The sequence below is a fragment of the Nostoc sp. 'Peltigera membranacea cyanobiont' 210A genome (genome assembly GCF_002246015.1).
Lineage (GTDB): Bacteria > Cyanobacteriota > Cyanobacteriia > Cyanobacteriales > Nostocaceae > Nostoc.
On record NZ_NOLJ01000002.1, the window covers coordinates 238,531 to 261,252 of the forward strand.

Below are 22,722 nucleotides of genomic sequence, written 5' to 3' on the forward strand. Positions count from 1 at the left end.
GCTAAGGAAACTTGGCGGGGGAAAGGGGAAAGGGAAATGGGTAAAGGTGTTTTATCCTTTCCCCTTTAACCTTTACCCAATCCTCACCCAGCATTTTTGGGTTGGCAGACTAGTATTGCCACACACTCCTTAATCAACTGTGTATAAATTGCATCGTTGTATTATCAGATGGTATAAATTGGCATTGATGGCATTCAGATATTGTTTCGGCCAAAGATATGGGCAGAATAACCTGAAAACGCGTGTTTCCTGGTTCGGAGAACAAGCGGATCTCGCCTTTATGCTTTTCAACAATTCGGTAACTAATGACTAGACCTAAACCTGTTCCCTGACCCACCCCCTTAGTGGTAAAGAACGGCTCGAATATCCGCTCTTGGATCTCTGGCGGAATGGCTGGACCGTTGTTGGCAATTTCTACTAGCACACACTTATTTTCTTGTGCTGTGCGAATCCTGATTTGTCCTTGTCCACTCATTGCATCGATCGCATTGTCAATCAGGTTCGTCCATACCTGGTTGAGTTCGCTACCATACACCGAGATTAACGGTAGGCTTTGGTCATAATCGCGTGTTAAACTAATGCCGCCCTTGAGCTTATGACCGAGAATAGTCAGCGTACTTTCAACTCCCTGGTGTATATCCACCTCCTGCATCGGAGCCTGATCCATATAGGAGTACTCTTTAATAGCTTTAACCAGTTCGGAAATGCGCCCCGAACTTTGGTCAATTTCGTCCAACAGCTCAATTCCTGTGAGTGTGGCGTCGAGCCAAGCTAGAACTTCAGTGAGTGATTCTGGGGGTAAATGCTCCACAATGGTATCCAGGCATTGAGTATCCAGTCCTCCTCGGACTAAGGAAGAAACAATTTTCCAGCCATCAGGTACGTTGTGTAAATCCAGCCAGGCTGTCACCTCTTGCTCGCGATCGCTCTGCGCTAGTAAATCTTCTAAGTCACAGGGGGTTTCGGCATGTACAATTACTGAGTGCAGCAAGTTGTCAAGAAACAACAGTTGTTCTTTTGTCATTTGCTGGTGATTGAGTTTGAGTCCAAGGTATGGCAATTGTTGAAAGATTTTGTGCAAGTGCTTCCCACCTCGGACGACGGCTGTTGCTGGGTTGTTCAACTCGTGGGCTAGACCAGCTGCTAAAGTGCCGAGTGCAATTAGCTTTTGGTGGTGTTGTGACATAGATTCCAACATTTGCACCCGTTGCGCCGTGATGATTAAAAGGTCACGCGTAATCGACGGACAGGTTGTCAGCATTTCCCAGAAAGTATCTGTGTCCCATTTCAACATATAGCTCGGTTTCACGGCACGCACGTTGACGAGATGGTGAGGAGCATCTAATAGAATCAACTCATGACCTGTATATGTTCCAGCACCAAAACTCATTACGTGTTTTTCTGCATTGCCGACCTTTTTGGTAAACTCAATTTCGCCTTCTATCAGCACATAGAAATAGTCTAGTGGTTCTCCCTCAATGGCTATGTATTCTCCCGAAACCAGACATAGTTCGCAGCCGTGTTCAGATAACCATTGGAATTGCTCATTTGTCAATTGTGCAAAAAGTGACACTTGACGCAAAGCATCTAACATAATTACACCTTACTTAGATATTGATGGATGAACTGAATAGCGATCGCACCCTCTCCAACGCCAGAAGCAACTCGCTTCACAGATCCATTACGCACATCTCCAGCGACAAAGATGCCTGGTACACTGGATTCAAGCAGGAAGGGTTCGCGATCGAGTTGCCATTGCTTTGAACATCGTTTATTCGGTATCAGGCTGGGCCCGGTTAAGATAAACCCTTGTTCGTCTCTGTCGACAATCCCAGCCAGCCAATCGGTGTGTGGCTTTGCACCGATTAAAATAAACAGCAACTTTGTGGGAATAGTTTCCTTTTCCTGGGTATTAGTGTTAGCGATCGTAATTGCTTCTAGGTTAGTCTGGCCATGAGCCTCAACGATGTGCGAGTGAAACTGTACTGTGATATTGTCTGTTGCTGAAATTTGGTCTATCAAGTACTTTGACATACTTGTAGCCAGTGTACTGCCCCGTACCAGCATAGTTACATGGCGAGCGTACTTAGAGATGTACACCGCAGCCTGTCCGGCGGAATTAGCTCCGCCAACTACATAAACATTTTCATTTTGGCAAGAGAGTGCTTCGGTCATTGCTGCACCGTAGTACACACCAGCCCCAGTTAGATTTCCAATCCCAGGCACATTAAGCTTGCGATATGAGACACCAGTTGCAATCAGCAATGCATAACAGCTTAATTCTGTGCCATCTTTCAGCTTGATGATCCGATAAGAATCTTGCAAGCGAATGTCAATTACTTCTTGAGGCGAGAGAATCTCTACCCCGAATCGTTTCGCTTGAGTAACAGCGCGGCGAGCTAATTCCGATCCGGCAATTCCTTGGGGAAAGCCTAAATAGTTCTCGATCCGGGAACTCGTCCCTGCTTGCCCCCCTGGAGCCTCTTTTTCAATCAATACTGTGCGTAGGCCTTCAGACGCTCCATAGACTGCTGCTGCTAAACCAGCTGGGCCAGCCCCCACGATCGCCAAGTCGTAAAAGGGCATTTGGGCCTGCATCTTCAACCCAATTTTTTCAGCAATTTCGGCGTTCGTTGGCTGTGTCAGATACGAACCATCAGGGCAAACTACTAATGGCAAATGTGCGGTATTACATTGAGCATAACTAACCCACTGGCGCGCTTCTTCCTCTATCTCAATGTCCAACCACTGATAGGGCATATAGTTGCGGGCCAAGAAGTCTTTTATATGATGACTCTTAGGCGACCAACGAGAGCCAATAACGCGGATACCTTCAAAGGGTGGGCGGTATGACGAAATCCAATCGTCTAATAAATCGCTAAGAACTGGATATAAAAGGTCTTGTGGCGGCTCCCAGGGTTTAAGAAGATAGTAATCAATCTTTGCTGTATTGATCGCAGAGATCGCAGCATCGGTGTCCGCATAAGCTGTTAGTAAAACTCGTTTTGCAGACGGAAAAATTTGCATAGCCTGTTCAAGGAACTGCACACCTGACATTTGTGGCATCCGTTGGTCTACCACACAGAGTGCAACTGTCTCATTACGTAATTTTACTTGTTGCAATACTCTCAAAGCATTTGCACCTGAGTTGGCTCTTAGTACCCGAAAGCGATCGCCATACTCATGTCGGAGATCTCGCTCTATTACTCGTAGAACTCCGGGGTCATCGTCAACAGTAAGTAGTACAGGATTAACCAAAATAGCTCCTTTCTAGGAATAATGTTTTGTAATTATTTAGCTAGTCATATTGAGTTTTTATCAGTAGACCTGCCTTGAAAATAGGAAACATAAAACAGGGAACAGGGAACGGGGAACAGGAAGAAGTATTTTCATTGTTCCTTGTGAGTTCCACTCATGGAGTCTCTTGCAAAAGTCAAAAAATCAGGAATGTCATTTTGAGCGGAACGCAGGGGAGAGAGGAATTTCACGAGATGTTTCGCTCCGCTCAAGATGACAATTTAAGCATTTGTGGAAGAAGTCTAGTATATAAAACACTACTCGCAAGTTGATACTAAGGTTATTTGTATCGAACCATTGTCTATTTTTGCAAGAGAACCATTTTCGCTTTTTAATATAAGTACTTGATCGGGAATAGTACTCTTATTAAAAATTGCAGCAATCTCTTGGATACAGACTTGCAAACGTTGAGCTTCTGCAAAAGTCACAGTTGTGGATTCCTGATTGATTAATTCGCTTAAGCTTGCTTTTTGTGAGACTCTTTGCCAACATGGGATGTTCTTACTCCGATGCGACCTTCGCCATGTTTGCGGGGTTGTATTGTGGAGCCGGAGAAACTGGCGACCGAAATGGCGTCTATCTAAATATCCTACTGCTTCGGCAATCTGCTCGACTGACTGGTCTGTTTCTAGAAGTAGACGGCGTGCTTCTAGCATACGACGCTCAACAATCCAACAGAGCACCGTTTTTCCAGTCTCTCGCCGAACAAGGTCGGTGAGGTAGGCAGGAGACCGATTGACCGCCTCAGCCACCTCTCTAAGACTAATTGAATTATGATAATTTGTCTCAATAAATCGAAAAACATGGTTTAGCAATGGTTGGGACTGAAGCAAGAAATGTTCAAAATTTGTTAGTATCCCCGTATTAATAGCGATGTTAACTTTATGAGAGTCAGTGCCATTTAATAAGTAATTAGAGTCCATCATTTCAGTCTCGTTTATTGTCAACAAAGACTCACTTTTAAGTGAAGTAACTTGTGAATCTCTAGTTTCTTTTCATGGCTAGCAACATGAATTATTTAAACGGTTACATAACTTAACAAAAGGATTTTATGATTAGTAATGCTCATATATGGGATATTTTGCCAGTTTTGCCAAATTTTTTTTAGGCTTTTATTTTGGTAAAGCTATATGACTATTAACTGAAGTGTATTAAGCATAGTCCTAATAGCTTTGGAGAAACCACAGTTTCTTTTTTTGAACTAGGTATCTTTTATCTAATTAGGACTATTAAAATGTGTTTTAACGCAACTTATACACTTGCCATCTGAACAGTTTCGTACTCATCCAAAACGGTTACACTGTCGCAAAATGCACTCATCATCAGGAATTGTTTCACGTTCTCCGGTGCGCCGACCATGTAGAGTTCAACATCAGAACCCAGTTTTTGTTTAGCGAAAATCAGAGACCGTAGACCAGCAGTAGTAATACATTCTAAGTCTTCTAGTAGTAAGACCAAACGATTGATTGGTTGTGCTGTAGCTTTAGCGATCGCTTCCTGAAAATGTACCACACCATTAGCATCCAATAACCCAGTTAAGGAGATTTTGGCAATACCATTACTGACTTCTAACAGGGTTGCGTCGAAAGATACTTGAGTCGGAAGAAGCCTGACTCTGACTTTTAGATCGTCTTGAGTAACTGGTAGTCTGACTGTTAGGTTTGCAGCATCAAAATCGACATACCTTTGCCCATTGATCCATACATCTCCAATCCGCACACTACCTGGTGGTAAGATATCTGGTGCAACTCGCAGAATGTTGTCCTTAAAGCCACCTGGCTTTGGTTTAAAGTACAAATCCATTGGCTGTTTAGTAATCAGCAGATTCGTATAAACGCAAGCTAAGTAGGCCAATTCAAACGAGTGATAACCGCTCATTGAGTGGCTCCCTTTGCCTCGTTCTGTTCCTAACAAGTAGGGAATCCCATTTGACAGAACATTAAAGTAGATACCCCCAGCCACGTAATCGAGGAACCAAGCATTATAGAAAGCTGCCGCTTCACGGGCTTGGCGTTGATACTCAGGTTTATCAAGTGAGCCATTCAAGATCAGGTAAGCTAAGATAGCTTGTTCTTGTTGCCACCAAGCTTTCCGGTTATGCCAGACAAAGCGGTGTACCTCTTGCCCTGGTTTTAAGGTGCGTTCGACTACATCGTACCATCCCCCGCGCTGTTGGTCGCTACCGACTGCTGGCATGATTTCTGCAATCTTTTCTGCCAGAGTCACATAGTTTTCTTTTGGTTTCAGGTGGTTCATCCGCATTAAGTTCCAAGCAATTTTCAGGTTATGACCTACAACTGCTCGATTCTGCTGCCATCCCCAAGTTGTATCGTGAGTCCAGTCCTCATAAAAACGTTCTTGAACAAATGGGCTATGGTCATAATCTGGGAACCGCTTTTCAATGGTGTCGAAGGTGTACTCCAGGAAATTTGCGTATTCTTCTTTGCCAGTCGCTAGCCAAAGATTGATCAAATAAGCTGGGGCATGATCGCCTACGGAGTTCCAGTTCTTCTTGGCGCGATTGTGGCCTAGAGTCTGAGAGTGGGGGCTGAGAGTAATCGGATCGATGTGAGAGAAAAATCCTCCTTTCTCTGTTTTGTCCAAGAAATACTTGTCAAACAGATTAATCGTCAACTCGATATCTTTGATGATCCGGGGATCGCCTGTTATCCGATAGGTTTGGGTGGGACCAGCCAGCGCATAAATTTGCTCGTAAGCTGGAATAGCGTCATAATCATCCCCAAATTCTGAGGAGAATATTTTCTGCTCGCTGCCACCTGGTTTGACATCAACAGCATGATACCAATAGCAAATTCCTTCGCCTTCATCGAGAAAACGCATGTGTTGGCGGAGGTATTCGGTGCCTTTTTCCGCAGCTTCAAGATAGCGATCGTCTCCAGTCATCATGTAGGCTGTGGCAAAACCATAAACTAGACGAGAAATCGTGTCAGTTTCTTGACGAGTGCTATCTTCTTTGGAACCAACTAAACCGATACCGGTGCGATATTTCCGATAATCAATTTCGCCATCTTCAAACTGGGCTTTGAGGTAAAAATCGCCAAGACTTCGTATCTGCTTGACCCACCAATCTGGTCTTTCAAAAAGATACTCATTTTCTCTTCTACCCAGAAAAACTATGTGTTTAGCTTCAAACTTTTGCTCGCCTGCTTCAGGATAAAAAATGCCATATGCGAAAAGATAGCAATTTGGCACGAGCAGTGAATTTATTTGGCTAGTGCAATCAAAGAAAGGCTCATCTAAATTGCGTACTAGTTCAGCATAGGTCATTGAGGTCAATGCTACTTCAAATTTCCTGCCATCTGAAGTTTTGAGATCAAAAGTACCAGAATCTCCTTTACTTGAATCAAAAGCGGTAACATACCCAGCAATCAAATCTGAAAATGAAAAGTCTATATTACTCATTGAATTCACTCCTGATTGGAAATTCATTAACTGGAAACCATTTAGAAACTAAAACAACAACGCTACGCTCTTTCACAGGATAGACATTACCTGAAACTACAGTTTCTTCGCCTGGTTCCGCAATATCAATCGGAGAAGGAAGAGCAGTATCTAAGACTCTGCACCATTTTCTACCTTTAATAGAAGGAATTTCAAAGTCCAGGTCTTCCCAGTACATGTTGAGCATGACATGAATATCCGCTTCTCCTTCAAAGCCTCCGAGAGTAAATGCGAGAACTCTGGCATGAGAGTCGTGCCAACCCGGTTTGAATAACTTACAGCCATGCCAAGCAATGTCTGCTAAACCGCGCTCGTTAACTTCACCAGTGAAAAAATTACTCCGGCGTAAGGCAGAATGGCAGTAGCACTTGCGGAAATTAATCATCAGTTTGAAGAACCTGAAAATATCAGCATTCTTTTCTGCAAGATTCCAATCTAACCAACTAATTTCGTTATCTTGGCAGTAAGCGTTGTTGTTACCCTTTTGAGTCCGTCTGACTTCATCACCAGCCACAACCATTGGTACCCCTTGTGAGAGCATAAGAATGGCTGCAAAATTCTTAATCTGTCGCCGACGTAATTCATCAATTAGTGGATTGTCAGTTTCTCCTTCAACCCCACAATTCCAACTTAAATTGTCATTGATGCCATCCCGATTGTTTTCACCATTCGCTTCATTGTGTTTGTGGTTGTACGAAACTAAATCATTGAGGGTAAATCCATCATGACAGCTAATGAAGTTGATGCTGTTAATCGGTAAATGTCTGCTCGATTGATAAAGGTCAGAACTTCCAGCAATGCGCCAAGCAACTGCCCCAACCATTCCTGCATCTCCTTTGACAAAGCGCCGGATGTCATCTCGAAAACGTCCGTTCCATTCTGCCCAACGATATCCAGGGAAATCGCCAATTTGATAAAGCCCACCGGCATCCCAAGCCTCAGCAATGATTTTGGTGTCAGCTAGTGTTTCGGATGTTTCAATGTGCCAAATCACCGGCGGATGGCTCATTGGTACCCCGTCTTGGCTGCGAGATAAGATGGAGGCTTCATCAAAGCGGAAACCATCGACATGCATCTCTTTGACCCAAAATTCCAGGCAATCTACAATTAACTTTTCTACTATGGGATGGTTGCAATTGACGGTATTGCCACACCCGGAGTAGTCCATGTAGTACTGCTTATCCCAAGGCACTAGGTGATAAAAGATATCATTAAAAAGACCTTTAAAGCTGATGGTTGGGCCTTCATGGTTGCCTTCGTCGGTGTGGTTAAAGACTACATCTAGAATGACTTCAATCCCTTCTTTGTGTAAAGCCTTGACCAAATCTCGAAACTCTCTGATATGATTTCCAACATCAGGAAAAGCACAATATGACGCTTCTGGAGCAAAGTAACTGTGTGGGTTGTATCCCCAGTAGTCTTTTAGTTGCTTGCCGTTGACTTCTCGGAGAAGGTTCTTTTCGTCAAAGTCAAATATTGGCAGTAGTTCAACAGCTGTGATTCCTAACTCTTTCAAGTAAGGAATTTTTTCGATAATTCCAGAAAAAGTGCCGGGGTATTTGCAGGCGGAAGAGGGCGATTTGGTAAATCCGCCAACGTGTACCTCATAAATGATGGTGTCACTCATTGATCGGTTGAGCGGGCGATCGCCTTCCCAGTCATAATTAGATATATCAATAACTACACTACGCATAGATGTAGTTAGGTTGTCTTTTGACCCTAAAGCATCGTTGCGCTGCCAAAGAGTGTTGGTGTTTCCTCTAGCATAAGGGTCAAGCAGTACCTTATTTTTATTAAAGCGGTGTCCTGCTCCGTGTAAATCAGGATTACCATTAACTCGATAAGCATAGTGAGCGCCCGGTTTTAACCCTCTCACATAAACATGCCAAAAGTGGAAGGTTTTATTGAACTTTGGGTTTAACTGAATAATTTGTCTTGGCTGCGGAGCATCATCGCGATCGAACAACAAGAGTTCAACAGAGGTAGCATGTTCTGAAAAGATGGAAAAGTTTACTCCATCTTTGTCTGGTACCGCACCGAAAGGGTGTGAACATCCCGATTCTAATTGGTAATCAGGTATTTCTAGTTCAACCTGATATTTATCTGTAGTTAAAGTCATTCTTTCTCTCTGTCCTTATAGCATTTAACTGGTGGGTCATTTAGCACGCTTTTAGCCATCAAAAAATTATTAATGGTATTTTTAGCAATTTATTAATAGCCAAAGTTGTGTTAAATTACCCTTTAATTATTGACTACAATATTGCCCTGAAGAAGGCTTACTGATTGGAAAACCTACTTATACATCTATTCAGGAATTACTGAGTCCAAACTTTGCAACTAAAGTGAAAAATTTAAATCTACTCATTTTGGTAATTTAATTGCCTATTAATTAGTTTATATAAATTAATTTTAATGGATGATTAATATAGTTACAATGGTTTAACTTTGGGATGAGGTTTGTATTCTTTTGATAATAAATAAGTAATTAATAATATTTTTAACTATTTACAATATTTAAATTTTAGGATGCGTTCGCTCAGGCTAACGCATCCAGGCTTTATATACAATGTAGAAGGAAAACGAGAAGTTAGAATCAAGATACTATCAAATTAATCTGATAAGACCTGTTCTGCACATTGCTGAATTAATTTGGCGATTAAACCTGTCCAACCAGTTTGATGGCTAGCACCAATACCAGCGCCATTATCTCCATGAAAGTATTCATTAAACAGAATCAGGTCGCGCCAATTCGGGTCTGTTTGGAATTTTTCTGTTCCACCATAAAAAGGTCGTCTACCAGAAGCATCTGTCAGAAAAATTTGGATCAGCCTTTGAGCTAATTCAATTGATACTTCTTTGAGCGTCATCATTTGACCTGAACCGGTAGGACACTCAACTTTGAAATCGTCGCCGAAGTACCGATAAAATTTTTGTAGCGATTCTAGCAGTAGATAATTAATGGGAAACCAAATTGGCCCGCGCCAGTTGGAATTACCGCCAAACATTCCTGTGGTAGATTCAGCAGGTTCGTAATCTACTCGATACTCCCGACCATCTACGGTCAAAGTGTAAGGATGGGACGCATGAACTTTAGAAACAGAGCGAATACCATAAGGGCCAAAAAATTCTGTTGCATCTAACATTTTTTCTAAGATGCGACGGAGTTTATCGGGATAAGCGATCGCTAGCAGTCGGCGCTCACCAATTCCTTGTTTCTGCATACAAGCAATATTTCGGGTCAGATCTGGGCGATTTTTCAGAAACCATTGCGTCCGCTCTCTAAAACCTGGGAGCTTCTCTAAAGTCTCTGGTTCTAAAATGCTCACGGCACATAATGGAATTAGCCCTACTAGCGATCGCACTTTCATCGGGAATTGATGACTATCAGGTAAATGTAGAGCATCGTAGTAAAAGCCATCAGTTTCATCCCATAGCGCGATTTCAGCTTCACCAACGCCGTTCATGGCATCAGCAATGTATAAAAAATGCTCAAAAAACTTGCTGGCGATGTCTTCGTAGGTAGAATTTTCTTTGGCTAACTCTAGGGCGATGGTCAACATATTTAGAGAATACATTGCCATCCAACTTGTACCATCTGCTTGTTGCAGATATCCACCAGTTGGTAGTTGAACGCTGCGATCGAAAACACCAATATTATCCATACCTAAAAAGCCACCCTGAAAGATATTTTTGCCCTCAAAATCTTTCCGGTTAACCCACCAAGTAAAGTTCAGCAGTAATTTCTGGAAGACACTCTCCAGAAATTTTTTATCCGCACGACCATATATTTTTTGCTCAATCTGATAAACTTGCCATGCTGCCCAAGCATGAACCGGCGGATTCACATCACCAAAAGCCCATTCATAAGCTGGTAGTTGGCCGTTAGGATGCATATACCACTCTCGCGTCAAGCGACTCAGTTGCAGCTTGGCAAAGTCTGGGTCAATCATGGCGAGCGGAATTACATGAAAAGCTAAATCCCAAGCCGCAAACCAAGGGTATTCCCATTTATCGGGCATGGAGATTACATCGTCGTTAAATAAATGAAACCATTCATGGTTTCTGCCATTGAGCCGTGATGCTGGCGGGCGGGGGCCAGCCGGATCGCCTTTTAGCCATTGGTCGGCTACATAGTAGTAAAATTGTTTGCTCCACAACATGCCAGCAAATGCTTGCCGTTGGACATTACGCCTGTCCTCTAACATCGGCAACGGACATATTCGTTGATAAAATTCATCCGCCTCGTGCTGGCGCTGTTGCCAAATTGTATCAAATTCAGTCCCGAATGGTGCAGTTAAATTTTGCACGTCACTTAACCGCAATCGTACTGTCTTGGTTTCACCTGCACCGACGTGTAATTCGTAATGAGCCGCAAACTTAGTACCAATTCGATTCGGATTGACAGCCGTTTTTTGCCCATTCACTACATAATTATTTATGCCATCTTTAACGTATGGCGAAGCATTGCTAACCCCAAACAATCTTTGATTATTAGTCTCATTTTCTGTAAAAAGTAGTTCTGGAGTTTCATTACAATACAGCCATCGAGTTGCTAAAGAAGGGTGATAAGCTTCGATGGTGCTGAGGTCAGAGTTAGATTGGCTAATTTTTAACCACGGCTTTTCTTCTTGATTAGAAGTCCAAGACCAGGTGTTGCGGAACCAAAGCGTTGGTAACAAATGTAGCGTTTTTGCTTCTGGGCCTCGGTTAATCACACTAATTTCAATTAAAATGTCGTCGGGTGAAGCCTTAGCATACTCAACGAATACATCAAAATAGCGGTCTTGATCAAATATACCTGTGTCGATTAATTCAAACTCTGGTCTTTGGCGATCTCTGCGGTGATTTTCTTCTACCAGCTGACTGTATGGAAAAGCAGCTTGGGGATATTTATAAAGATATTTCATGTAGGAATGAGTCGGGGTGTTATCTAGGTAGAAGTAGTATTCTTTAACATCTTCTCCGTGATTCCCCTCATTCCCGGTGAGGCCGAAAAGCCTCTCTTTGAGAATTGCATCTTCACCATTCCAGAGAGCGATCGCAAAACATAGTCGCTGATGATTATCAGAAATTCCCCCAATTCCATCTTCTCCCCAGCGATAGGCGCGGGAGCGGGCATGGTCGTGGGGAAAGAAATCCCAGGCGGTACCATCAGGGCTATAGTCTTCCCGCACCGTTCCCCACTGGCGTTCGCTCAGGTAGGAACCCCATCGTTTCCAGTAGGCTGTGCGATCGCGGTCTGCTGCTAATCTTGCTTCTTCTTGGGTCATAGCAATTTAGGATTTTGGATTAAAAATCTTTAGCACAAGGTTGTTTTAAGTGGCTCAAACAATACTATTTATGCTGATTTTGGATGAATGCAAAACTTAAAATTCAGAATTCTCTGTGGTAGGTTCTAGTTTACCTATTGCTCATGATAGTTCCGGCTCAATCCACCATCTACATAGAAGGTTGCGCCTGTGATGTAGTCAGCATCGGCTGAGGCTAAGAAAGCAACTATAGGTGCGATATCCTGTGGTTTGCCTAAGCGACCCAAGGGAATATTTTTTAATAAGGCTGCTAATTTTTCAGGGTCATTTAACAGCTTACTATTGATTGGTGTCTCAATTGCTCCAGGAGCCACGTTGTTAATTGTAATTCCCAAAGGCCCAAGCTCAACTGCTAGGTTACGCATCATCATCTTTACACCGCCCTTGCTGGCACAGTAAGCAGTGAAGTGGGGAAATGCTATTTCCTCATGGGTAGAGCTAATATTGATGATTTTGCCGGTTCGCTTGGTTTCGATGAAGTGCTGCACTATCGCTTGAGTGGCGAAAAATGTCCCTTTGAGGTTGAGATTAATCACTGCATCATAGTCGGCTTCGGTAATATTCCAGAAGTCAGCATTTCGACCGTCGATACCAGCATTATTCACCAGAATGTCTAACTTGCCAAAGTATTGAATACCCTGGTTTAGAAGTTGACGGATGTCGCTAATTACACTCAAGTCAGCTTTAACAGTTAAGCCTTTGCTACCAGCAGCTTCTACTTTCGACAGAGTTTCTTGAGCGCCTTCAGGATGAGAGCGATAATCAATCACAACATCTGCACCTTGTTCAGCCAGATGTACGGCAATAGCTTGGCCAATTCCTCCACTACTACCAGTTACTAAAGCTACCTTACCTTCTAGTTTCTTCATTAGCTTTCTCCTTTTAGAGTATTTTGATGTTTTCAGGTCTTATAAAACAGGATTCAGCAGTCAGAATTCTGGATTCTTCTTTAAATCTACTGATGTTTTTGCAGATGTGGCACCTTAACATTCTTAAAAATACAACGATAATTGGGAACATGAAAAAGTTTACCAGTCAAAACTTCGCGTTCACCCATAGATATCAGTTGAAAAACTCCCACAGCAGTTAATGCCCCTAGTGGAGATGCAATACAATAAAGCCATTGATTTTGCCAAGACCATGCTAAGAAAGCAGGCCCAATACTGCGTGCTGTATTCAAACTAGTGCCAGAAATGGGCGCTCCCAACCAAACCATAGTTGCCACTAGAAGCCACACCATTAAAGGTGTCCAACGTAATAGCTGATGATGACTCAAGAAAATAAAGATAGACAACACTAACATAAATGTCATCAAAACTTCAGCTAGAAATACATACCACAAAGGATACCCTATTCCAGGTGAAGTAATACAATAATTGACGCTAATCAGGTAATTTCCCCACAAATTTAATGCTAAAAATGTGCCAAGAATTGCGCCCAAAAATTGACCAAAAATATATCCAATTAAGTCCTGTTTATGCATTTTGCCTTGCATCCAGAATGCCAATGATAAACAGGGGTTTAGGTGCGAACCACTCAGTTTACCTAAAGGGGAAATGCTAAATAATGCACCACTTCCAGCAAAAATAACACCATTAATTAATAAACGAGGACTCACTGCCGGGATAAGATGCTCCATAGGCAAACCTTTGCCAAAATTGAAGGTGATTATGCTAAATCCAACCAAGAGATTGAAAGCAGTTCCTAACAACTCTGCACCATATTCAGACCAATTTAGAGTTTTCCAATTTGCAAAAGTATTCATGAGTTTTTTTCTGGCAATCAACAATTAAGCTTTATACAGCAATTCCGTTAAGGTTTTGAACAAAGATTAGCTACTTGATAAAATTTTTATTCTCAACTAGTTCATCTCCTATGGAGGAATGCTGTATATAGTTAAGTTGAAATTATCTCAATTGAGTTGCAATGGTGGTGGATTATCCTGATCGACATATCCTTGGCTAATTTCAACAATATTACCATCTGGATCGGATACCCAAACCGTGCGCCACCCAGGAATAAAGCCATCAAAGTTGAGTGGGCCAAGAGTCACTTTTGCATCTTTGCCGATTTCAGCGAGTTTAGCATCAACATCATCAACCTGGAAACCAAAATGACGCCAAGCCGGATAGGTAGGCCCATCTTGGCTGGCTAAAGGAACAGGGGTTTCTCCCTTGGCTTGGAAGAGTTCAAGGTACATATCACCCAATTTCAGAAAGACAATTTGCTCATTATTGCCAATTGGTGCAACCCTTGCTCGTTTAAAGCCGAAATATTTCGTGTAGAATTTTTCAGTTGCAATCGGATCTTTGCAGCTGATTGCCATTTGTGAAACTTTTAACAAAACCATTACTTCAGTCCTTACTGACACAAAAAAGTGAACTTAGTTATGCGTATGACCCATCGGGGTACTGAATTACACCAGCAAAGTGAACAGCGATTTTGCGATCGCGCAGCACCCAGTTATCATAGAAACTCACCTCGCCAACGTCACCATTGACGCTTCTGGTCTTCAAGTTTTCGACTATCATCAGCGTGTTATCAGTTTCAGCCCACTGGTGAAGCTTGACCTCAAAATCTTCTAGACTGAAAATGCGACTTTCAAAGAACTCTTTGAGTGCTTGACGACCACGCACGTAAATTGGTTTGCGGTTTTCAGTTAAAGTGCTAATAAGCAGGACATCTTCTGCATATTGGTTGAGTAAACCATCAACATTCTTGGCTTTAATAAAGCCGATATGCTCTTTATAGAGTTTCCCCAATGGAGATGCGGGTACTTCTGTTTTAACTGTTTCTGCATTTACATAAGTTTTATCTGGATACTGAATTACGCCAGCAAAGTGGATAGCGATTTTTCCATTTTGCAAAAACCAGTTATCGTAGAACTCCACACTACCGACTTCACCAGTCTTACTTGTGGTGGTTAACTCCTCCACCATCATCAGCGTGTTTTCAGTTTCAGCCCACTGATTAAGCCTGATTTCAAAATCTTCTAAACCAAAAATACGACCTTCAAAAAATTCTTTGAGTGCTTGACGGCCTTGTACGTAAATTGGTTGGCGGTCTTCGGTTAATGTGCTAATAAGCAGAGCATCATCAGCATATTGGTTGAGTAAACCATCAAGATTTTTAGCTTTGATGAAACCGATATGTTCTTTATAGAGCTTGCTGATGGGAGAAACAATCAATTGTTCTATTGGTGTACTCATGGTAGTCCTATATGTAGGGGATTAAGACTGAAGGGAAGGAAGTTATAAAGAGGATAGAAATGAAGGTGAGCAGAACTAATATTAAATTGTTTATAGTTAGGGCTAGTTTATAACTACAAACAAGCCGCCATAAGCATCGCCTAAAATTAGTTCTATTCTATTAAACCCAAAAACCAAAGTGATAAGCAATTTGTCCATTACGGATAGTCCAGGCATCGCCAACTGATACTTGACCAAGTTTGCAGTTGAATTTTGCTTGGAAAAAAATAGCATTTTCTGCTTCTGTGAAATCTAGGGATTTGATATCTATATATTCAATTGCTTTTAGGTAGTCGTGAAAGAATGTTTTGATATTTTCACGCCCATTAATTGTGATTGGTGCAGGTGTGTTCTCAAAACCATTAAAGAAGGTGATTAACACAGCATCTTCTGCATAATCCCTATCCACCATTTCATCGATTTTTCCAGCAGAAATAGTTTCTATATGTTTGTCAAAGAATTGTCGTCCGGGTGAAATTGTTGAAACTGTCATTTTTCTATCTCCTGCAATTGTGATGGAACTTGTGAGTATGGAGCGCTAATCACTACAGATAATTATTTTTACGGTGGTTATATGCGCTCCAAAACTTCATTTTCTTATGGATGTCTGCAATCTTAGAGTTGAGCAGACCCTTCATAGTAACTAAGTGAATCAACAATGTAGGTTGCAATCACTGGCTTACCAGTGTAAGGCGATCGCTTGACTATCCAAGTTTGATAAGCATCTAAAACAATCCGTTGACTTGTGGCTGCTGGTGGATTCCACACGCTAGCTTCCCATTTGACGATGACTTGAACACTCGCCTCGTCTCCTGAAGGCTTAACGTTGACTTGCTTTAATGTATGGACTTCATCAAAGAAAATTCCGATAACGCGCTCGTACCAACCTTTAAATCCTTCAAAACCATAAACTGTAGCTTCAGGAAAGCGCATTTCTAGACCTTCTTCAGCTAGAAAAGGAATATATTCTTCTAGCGGAGCGTGAACATCTAATTTTAAATACCAATCTGTTGCCAGTTGCTTAATTTCCGAAGCTGTTAAAGGCGCTACGTTAGTTACTGTCATGATTTTTCTCCTTGTTGATAAGTAAAAATTTCAGTTGGCTATTGACCACACTTAACGCCAATCTTTGTACCGACAATTTCGTTTGTTAGTACCAAATCAATTAAAAATGGGCCATTGTGTTCCAATGCTTTTTGGATAGCTGGAGCAATCTGCTCTGGCTTTTCTACCCGAACAGCTTGAACCCCTAAAGATTTTGCTAATTCAGCGAAATCGATATTCGGGTTGCACAAGTTAAAAGAAGCTGGGTAGTCGTGTTCTGGTATTTCTTGTTCGCCCCAATAGTGCAGAATATTGAGCTTCAGGATTTGATAGCTGTGATTATTACAGATGACAAATTTGGCATCTATATTGTGGTGGGCAGCAGTCCAGAGGGCTTGGATAGTATACATACTGCCGCCATCACCCGTGAACGCAACTACAGTTTTATCTGGATTAGCCAGCTTAATACCGATCGCTCCGGGAATACCAACACCTAGCGAACCGCCTCGTGTTTGGTAATATTGTCCTAGTTTTGTCGGTGGTATATACCGACAAAGTTCGGGAGAATTGGTAATGGCTTCATCGAAAATAATGGCATCTGCTGGGAGATGGGCAGCTAATTCTTCTGCAAAACGAGTCATGTGCAGAGGTACTGAATCCCGAACCGCTTTATCAGCTTCCAATCGAGCCGCCGATTCCCGCTTCTTGTTTTCAGCTATCCGGCTAGCCCTAAGAGAAGCCTCTTGCTTCTGTTCAGGTGTCAAAGTTGACTCAAGAGCGATCGCTAATTTGCTCAGACTAGTTTTCGGATCGCCAAGCAGCCCCAGATCCACCGGAAAGTTCTTCGCTATTTCGTAGGTATTCAAGTCAATGTGAATTATTTTTGCTGACGGAGCAAAAACTCCAGACAGCGCCGGAAATACCTCTGGAAAAACGTAGGTTCCAGTAATCAAGATTACGTCTGCTTGTGATGTAACGCGACGGCTATCATCCCCAAACATGTGACCTAACAACCCTCCGAATAGAGGATGTGTGGCGCTCATATTCGCTTCCGATGAATCTGCTCCCCAAACTTGTGCGCCGATGAGTTCGGCTACATCTGTCAACTCAGCCTGGGCATCGGAAAAAGCTACACCATCGCCCATAATAATTAGAGGATGTTTAGCAGCGGCCAATAAAGTTGCTGCTGTTGCCAGTTGGTCGGGTTCGGGGGCAACCCGTGTCACGGGAAAAGAAGTTGGGACAACCTCTTCATAATTAGGAGCATCAAGGATATCCATCGGTAGGGAGACGAACACCGGGCCCATAGGAGGCGTAGCAGCTATTTTGATGGCTCGGCGTAGCACACGTAACAAAGAAGAAGGATCGACTACCCTAGTTGACCATTTTGTTACAGGCTTGGCCATACTGACTAAATCTGCTGCCATTTGGGCATCCATCGCATCGTAGCAGATGCCAGCTTCGCCAGCCAGTACTACTAACGGTGCATGACCACGCATAGCCTGATAAATCATCCCGATGCCATTGCCTAAACCGACTCCGCTATGGAGTTGCACAATAGTAGGCTTTTTGGTGGCGCGGGCATAGCCATCACCTGCACCGACTGCGATTGTTTCTTGCAATGCAAAGATATATTTAAATTCTGGATAATAGTCTTTTAAGGCATCTAGGAACCCCTGCTCAACAGTGCCAGGGTTGCCAAACATGTAATTTATACCATCTGCCAGAAGTTGTTCGATGATTGCAAAGCGACCATTTTTGTTAGCCATCAAAGGCTTATCGTTGCTCTGTTTAGTCAAACTTACCATCCGTACCGCCTCAGTCCTTTATCCAGAACTTCCACTACCTTTTGACCAGTTGTATAAGAATCTGCGGTAGACCGACCTGTGATAAATGGATAATCGACAATCACGGAGATTTCTTTCCCAAAATTACCGTGATATGCCCCATCTGGTCCGGTGGCATCTTGGAGAATATACTCTAGAGGATAGGGAGGTGGTCCCATATTAATGTCTGCGCCGACAAATCCGGTGCCATCCTTGTAATCATATTCTTTGCAATGGCCTGTGACGTGCTTACCCCAAATAATGCTCTTGCGGTCTGCTAAGTCACGAGCAAAGGCGAAACAAGTTACACCGTAGCATTCTGCTGCGATCGCCTTACCCTTTCTGTAAAAGCTGAGAATCAGGTCGTGAACGCGATGGTTATTTACTAAATCAACAATAGGGCCGCTACCACCGACTATCAGTAGCGCATCGTATTGTTCCAAATCTTTCTGTACTTCATCGAGTGCATTGTTGTAGGCTTCCATTTCCCGGAGGAATTTTTCAGCACTCCAGTAAGGGCGATCGGGCAACCATTGTGACAGGATGATTGGATTGTCCAGTCGGGGGTTCTTAGGATCTTCCAAGTGCTTGACTTTTTCCGCCATCTCTTGGGAGACAACAGTCCGGCCTAAAGGTGGGTCAATATAAGTAGGGTCCATGCTGGGAGGAAGCGCTACTGGTCTTTTTCCTGTTGGAGTTGCAAAGTCAACCTGATACCCCGCAGCATCGAAAGTTTCTAAAGGCCCTACCAGTTCTTCACCCCAATAACCATATTCCGATAAAATTATGAGAATTTTTTTCACAAGATTGTCTCCTAGTCATGAATTAGTTTTGAGATAATTAGCTTGCAACTTTTAGTCTTGAAACAGAGGTAGTAGCCCTTCTGTTTGAGAAACGATTTGTGGCGATAGATAATTGCTGGATTTGTTCGGTAATCGCATCAATGAATGGTTCAACCTCGTGTTTTGAGCGACCAGTAACAAGGTCGCCATCCACCACAACACCTGTAGGTGATGTTGTATAAACTGCACCAGCATTGAGAATATCTGCAAGGACAACCTCATGGCAGATAACTTGTCGGTCTTTGAGTAATTCAGGCATTGGTGTCAGTATCCAAAGACCGTGGCAGAGTGCGCCTTTAATAATTCTGGGATTTGCCATTGCCTTGGCGTAAAACTGTACAGCCGGTGAAGTACGAACTTGTTCAGCACTAATTGGCTGACCTATTGGTGGCTCAAAGTAACGCAGACGCACGCTAGTATAGTTAGCGGTCATAATCACAGCCGCGTAGTCGTTAACATCTACGTTTTGAAAATCAATGTTTACATCTATTGTTCTAGGCGTATTGCCCGTATCTTCATCACTGAAAAAACGAACACTCGGCTGATTCCAGAGCCTAGACATCAGATGTACCGTTGCTTTAAGTTCTGAGAAGCGCTTTTGATATGCTTCAATTTCTTCAGGGATGAACTCACTTTCTAGAAGAATTGCGATTTTTTTCCCACCAAGGGATCTAGGTATCATATTGGTTCAATATTCTTAGGGTCACTAGATTCTTAAATTTGGAATGTACGTGACTTATTCTTAAGCCTTTAGCAAAAAGTTTAGAGAGACTAAAACATAAATACAAGGGTGAATATTTTGCAGAAAGGTTAGTTTTTTTATTGACTGAATTTTATTTAAATTTAAAAACTATAAAATAAAATTACAATGGTTTATTTTTAGTTCTAAGGTTGTATTGTTTTGGTAATTACGGCTCGATAAATACTCAGAATCACCTTTATACTGCAAGTAATAATTCAGAACTAATAAAATTTCAATACTTAAAAATAATAAGTTTACGAAAATAAATAATCGTATTATATTTTTATCAATTCTGAGTTTTGACTTCTGATTGCGGAATTATGTGTAATCAGAATTTTTCTCCCACTATCAATAATAATTGGCAATTTTTCACAGACTTATCTCGACTTAACTATGAATTCGATCAACCAAGAAATTTATTACAAGCTGGAGCTAATGCGAAAAGTTCTGAGCGAAACTGGTGCAATGGGCGTGCGATTGCGCGGTTCAGATTGGTTTGCTTGGGCTACTGCTGGTGGTTCTAACACTGTGTTACTCGCTAGTGAGACTGGAGTAGCGGAAGTTTTGGTAACTGTTAAAGATGCCTGGATATTGACTGATGAGATTGAAGCTCAACGCTTACAGGATGAAGAGCTTCCGGGTAAGGATGAGTCGTCAGATAGTCTCTATAAACTGCACATTAATCCTTGGGCTGATCGGGTTGCCCGCGAGTCTTTCGTCCGCGAGGCGACAAACGGGGGAAAGATTTTCAGTGATATTCCTACTGACTAAAATTTAGCCAGCCGCAAGCCTTTTGATGCGGTATCAATGGGTCTTGCGGCTAGTTTGTTCTATTTTATTGGTGGTGATTCGCCCTTCCATAAGTTTCAGTCATTGCTCTGAGGCGATCGCTAATCTCTGGCGTTAAAGCTGCGGACTGATATCGCCAACCCCAACTCCCTACATTTTTGCCAGGAAAATTCATCCTAGCTTCGGTGCCTAATCCCAAAACGTCCTGTAGAGGAATAATCGCCTGATTGGCTACAGAACTGAGTGCCAATCGAATCAAATCCCAGTGGATTCCAGACTCACTCTGACAACCCAAATAACTTAAGACTTGTGTTTTTTCTGGGGGTAACAATTGATTGAACCAGCCAACTGTCGTGTCATTATCATGAGTACCTGTATACACAATACAATTAGACTGATAATTGAACGGTAAAAAGCGCTTTTCAGCTTGTGAACCTTCACCAAAAGCAAACTGTAAAATTTTCATGCCGGGAAATTCAAATTTGTCTCGCAGAGCATATACCTCCGGTGAAATTTCTCCCAAATCCTCGGCGATGATTGGCAGCTTACCTAACTTTTGTTGCAGTACTTCAAAGAAAGTCTCTCCAGGGGCTTCAATCCACCTACCATCCATAGCAGTTGTTTCGCCCTGTTTTACGGCCCAGTAAGCTTGAAACCCCCGAAAATGATCGATGCGAATCAAATCTACATAATTAAGCATGGACTGGAAGCGTTGCACCCACCACTTGAAGTTCTCCTGCTGTAGCCGCACCCAGTTATAGACCGGGTTGCCCCAAAGCTGTCCAGTAGCGCTGAAGTAATCTGGCGGTGTTCCTGCCATTAGTGCTGGTTCACCTGTATGTTCATCAAGGCAAAAGTTTCCGGGATTAGCCCAAACGTCAGCGCTTTCGTGAGCCACATAAATTGCGATATCTCCTAGTATTTGAATCCCACGCTGGTTAGCATAGCGCTTCAGTTGTGTCCACTGAGAGAAAAACTCAAACTGTAGATATTTATGGTAAAAAACTTCATCTGCAAGTCGCTGCTCGTATTGCTCGATCGCTTCTGGTTTGCGTTGAGCGATCGCCATCTCCCAAGTATTCCAACGAGCGCCCTTGTGGGCATCCTTGAGCGCCATAAACAAGGCATAATCATTTAGCCAGTAAGCTTGACTCTGACAAAACTCCTGAAATTCCTGGTGCTGACTTGATGTTGCACTAGTTTTGAAGTTTTTGCAGGCTTTTTGTAGGATTGGTATCTTGGTTTGGATAACCTGGGAATAATCTACTCTTTCAGTGGAAAACTTTGGTAAATTTGTGAAATCTTCAGCCAGCAAGCCTTTTTTTTGCAGCAGATCTGGGCTGATTAACAGGGGATTTCCGGCGATCGCTGAATAAGAAGCATAAGGAGAATTACTATCTCCGGTAGGCCCCAATGGCAATATCTGCCAAAGCTGTTGTTTACTTTCTACTAAAAAATCAACAAAGCGATAAGCTTCCGATCCAAAGTCACCAATACCAAACTGACTAGGAAAAGAAGTAGGATGTAGCAAAATCCCGCTAGTTCTGGGAAAAGGCATAATAAACCTCTATTTTAAGAAATAGGAATCAAACAATTGATAGAAAAGATCGACAGAAGATTACGAGTCTATCTGAAACTATCTCAAGTGAAAAAACTAACGAAGTTGAAATTCGTTGTGACTATTTATACGCATAAATTTTTGCTCTAACATCTTAAGATTAAGAGGCATGAAACATAGATGCAAAGGTTAATTTTTTGTAGAAAGTTTGTATTCTTTGGTTCTATTTTTTGATGTTAGTTATTTTTTGAAGATAATTACTCTTATTACTTACTAAAATTTTTAAAGTTTTTCAACCGAAATTGAACGCTATATCACTATCCAAATACGATTGTTCAACCTCCTATAGCAATCCGATTTGATTTCTGAATCACTCGTAGAGGTAAGGGACTGGGGACTGGGGACTGGGGACTGGGAAGAAGGAATAAAGGTGTACTGAGTTTTGTTCAAAAATCAAATATGAGTCCTATAACTAATTCTTAAACTTTGAGAAGAGAGAATGATGTGTAGATAAAAACAAGCAAATCCAAAAAATACAACCTTTAACCAAAAATTTAACCATTGCAGTTATGTTGTATATTTGATAAATTCTTTCATGCTTAGGT

Annotated in this window: 17 protein-coding genes; 1 reads left to right on the forward strand and 16 read right to left on the reverse strand. The window is 42.2% G+C overall.

The genetic code is table 11. From position 1 onward, the window contains the following. Positions 1-133 precede the first annotated feature (133 nt). The 15 genes from CDG76_RS05975 to CDG76_RS06045 form a co-directional block, all read right to left on the reverse strand. Positions 134-1,594: an ATP-binding protein gene (locus tag CDG76_RS05975; RefSeq protein WP_094348159.1), complete on the reverse strand. Its 1,461-nt coding sequence runs from the start codon at positions 1,592-1,594 to the stop codon at positions 134-136. A gap of 2 nt (positions 1,595-1,596) precedes the next feature. Then, entirely contained in the window at positions 1,597-3,258 is a 1,662-nt protein-coding gene (locus CDG76_RS05980; RefSeq protein ID WP_094348160.1) for an FAD-dependent oxidoreductase, read from the reverse strand. A gap of 296 nt (positions 3,259-3,554) precedes the next feature. Continuing rightward, positions 3,555-4,223 (reverse strand): helix-turn-helix domain-containing protein, encoded by a 669-nt coding sequence (locus tag CDG76_RS05985; protein WP_223265144.1) that lies wholly within the window; start codon positions 4,221-4,223, stop codon positions 3,555-3,557. Positions 4,224-4,548: 325 nt separating this feature from the next. Then, entirely contained in the window at positions 4,549-6,720 is a 2,172-nt protein-coding gene (locus CDG76_RS05990) for an AGE family epimerase/isomerase (protein ID WP_094348162.1), read from the reverse strand. Continuing rightward, positions 6,713-8,878 carry a glycogen debranching protein GlgX gene (gene glgX, locus CDG76_RS05995; RefSeq protein WP_094348163.1) on the reverse strand — a complete coding sequence of 722 codons (2,166 nt, stop codon included), beginning with the start codon at positions 8,876-8,878 and terminating at the stop codon, positions 6,713-6,715. The genes CDG76_RS05990 and glgX overlap by 8 nt, the downstream gene beginning before the upstream one ends. Before the next feature lie 490 nt (positions 8,879-9,368). Continuing rightward, on the reverse strand, positions 9,369-12,029 hold the full coding sequence (locus CDG76_RS06000) for an MGH1-like glycoside hydrolase domain-containing protein (RefSeq protein ID WP_094348164.1): 2,661 nt from the start codon (positions 12,027-12,029) through the stop codon (positions 9,369-9,371). 134 nt (positions 12,030-12,163) lie between these two features. Next, positions 12,164-12,937, reverse strand: a complete 774-nt coding sequence (locus CDG76_RS06005; RefSeq protein WP_094348165.1) for a glucose 1-dehydrogenase — start codon at positions 12,935-12,937, stop codon at positions 12,164-12,166. Between the two features lie 86 nt (positions 12,938-13,023). Beyond that, on the reverse strand, positions 13,024-13,833 hold the full coding sequence (locus CDG76_RS06010; protein ID WP_094348166.1) for an MIP/aquaporin family protein: 810 nt from the start codon (positions 13,831-13,833) through the stop codon (positions 13,024-13,026). A gap of 147 nt (positions 13,834-13,980) precedes the next feature. Next, positions 13,981-14,394 carry a VOC family protein gene (locus CDG76_RS06015; protein ID WP_262984306.1) on the reverse strand — a complete coding sequence of 138 codons (414 nt, stop codon included), beginning with the start codon at positions 14,392-14,394 and terminating at the stop codon, positions 13,981-13,983. Between the two features lie 61 nt (positions 14,395-14,455). Next, complete coding sequence (locus CDG76_RS38160; RefSeq protein WP_223265145.1) at positions 14,456-15,277, reverse strand: nuclear transport factor 2 family protein; 822 nt, start codon at positions 15,275-15,277, stop codon at positions 14,456-14,458. A gap of 160 nt (positions 15,278-15,437) precedes the next feature. Then, on the reverse strand, positions 15,438-15,809 hold the full coding sequence (locus CDG76_RS06025) for a nuclear transport factor 2 family protein (RefSeq protein WP_094348168.1): 372 nt from the start codon (positions 15,807-15,809) through the stop codon (positions 15,438-15,440). Positions 15,810-15,931: 122 nt separating this feature from the next. Next, on the reverse strand, positions 15,932-16,381 hold the full coding sequence (locus tag CDG76_RS06030; RefSeq protein ID WP_094348169.1) for a hypothetical protein: 450 nt from the start codon (positions 16,379-16,381) through the stop codon (positions 15,932-15,934). A 38-nt stretch (positions 16,382-16,419) separates the two neighbouring features. Further along, entirely contained in the window at positions 16,420-18,168 is a 1,749-nt protein-coding gene (locus CDG76_RS06035) for a thiamine pyrophosphate-binding protein (RefSeq protein WP_223265146.1), read from the reverse strand. Next, positions 18,162-18,989, reverse strand: coding sequence for a type 1 glutamine amidotransferase domain-containing protein (locus CDG76_RS06040; protein WP_094348170.1), 828 nt, complete (start codon positions 18,987-18,989; stop codon positions 18,162-18,164). Before CDG76_RS06040 ends, CDG76_RS06035 begins: the two co-directional genes overlap by 7 nt. Before the next feature lie 37 nt (positions 18,990-19,026). After that, a complete protein-coding gene (locus tag CDG76_RS06045; protein WP_094348171.1) occupies positions 19,027-19,710 on the reverse strand; it encodes a DJ-1/PfpI family protein in 684 nt (227 codons plus the stop codon). A gap of 453 nt (positions 19,711-20,163) precedes the next feature. On the opposite strand from CDG76_RS06045, the gene CDG76_RS06050 reads away from it, so the two are divergent. After that, complete coding sequence (locus CDG76_RS06050) at positions 20,164-20,541, forward strand: hypothetical protein (RefSeq protein WP_223265147.1); 378 nt, start codon at positions 20,164-20,166, stop codon at positions 20,539-20,541. Between the two features lie 64 nt (positions 20,542-20,605). Here the strand turns inward: CDG76_RS06050 and malQ are convergent, their stop codons facing one another. Further along, the gene (gene malQ / locus CDG76_RS06055) at positions 20,606-22,117 is read right to left on the reverse strand and encodes a 4-alpha-glucanotransferase (RefSeq protein WP_094348172.1); all 1,512 of its coding nucleotides are present in this window, start codon (positions 22,115-22,117) and stop codon (positions 20,606-20,608) included. Between the last annotated feature and the right edge of the window lie 605 nt (positions 22,118-22,722).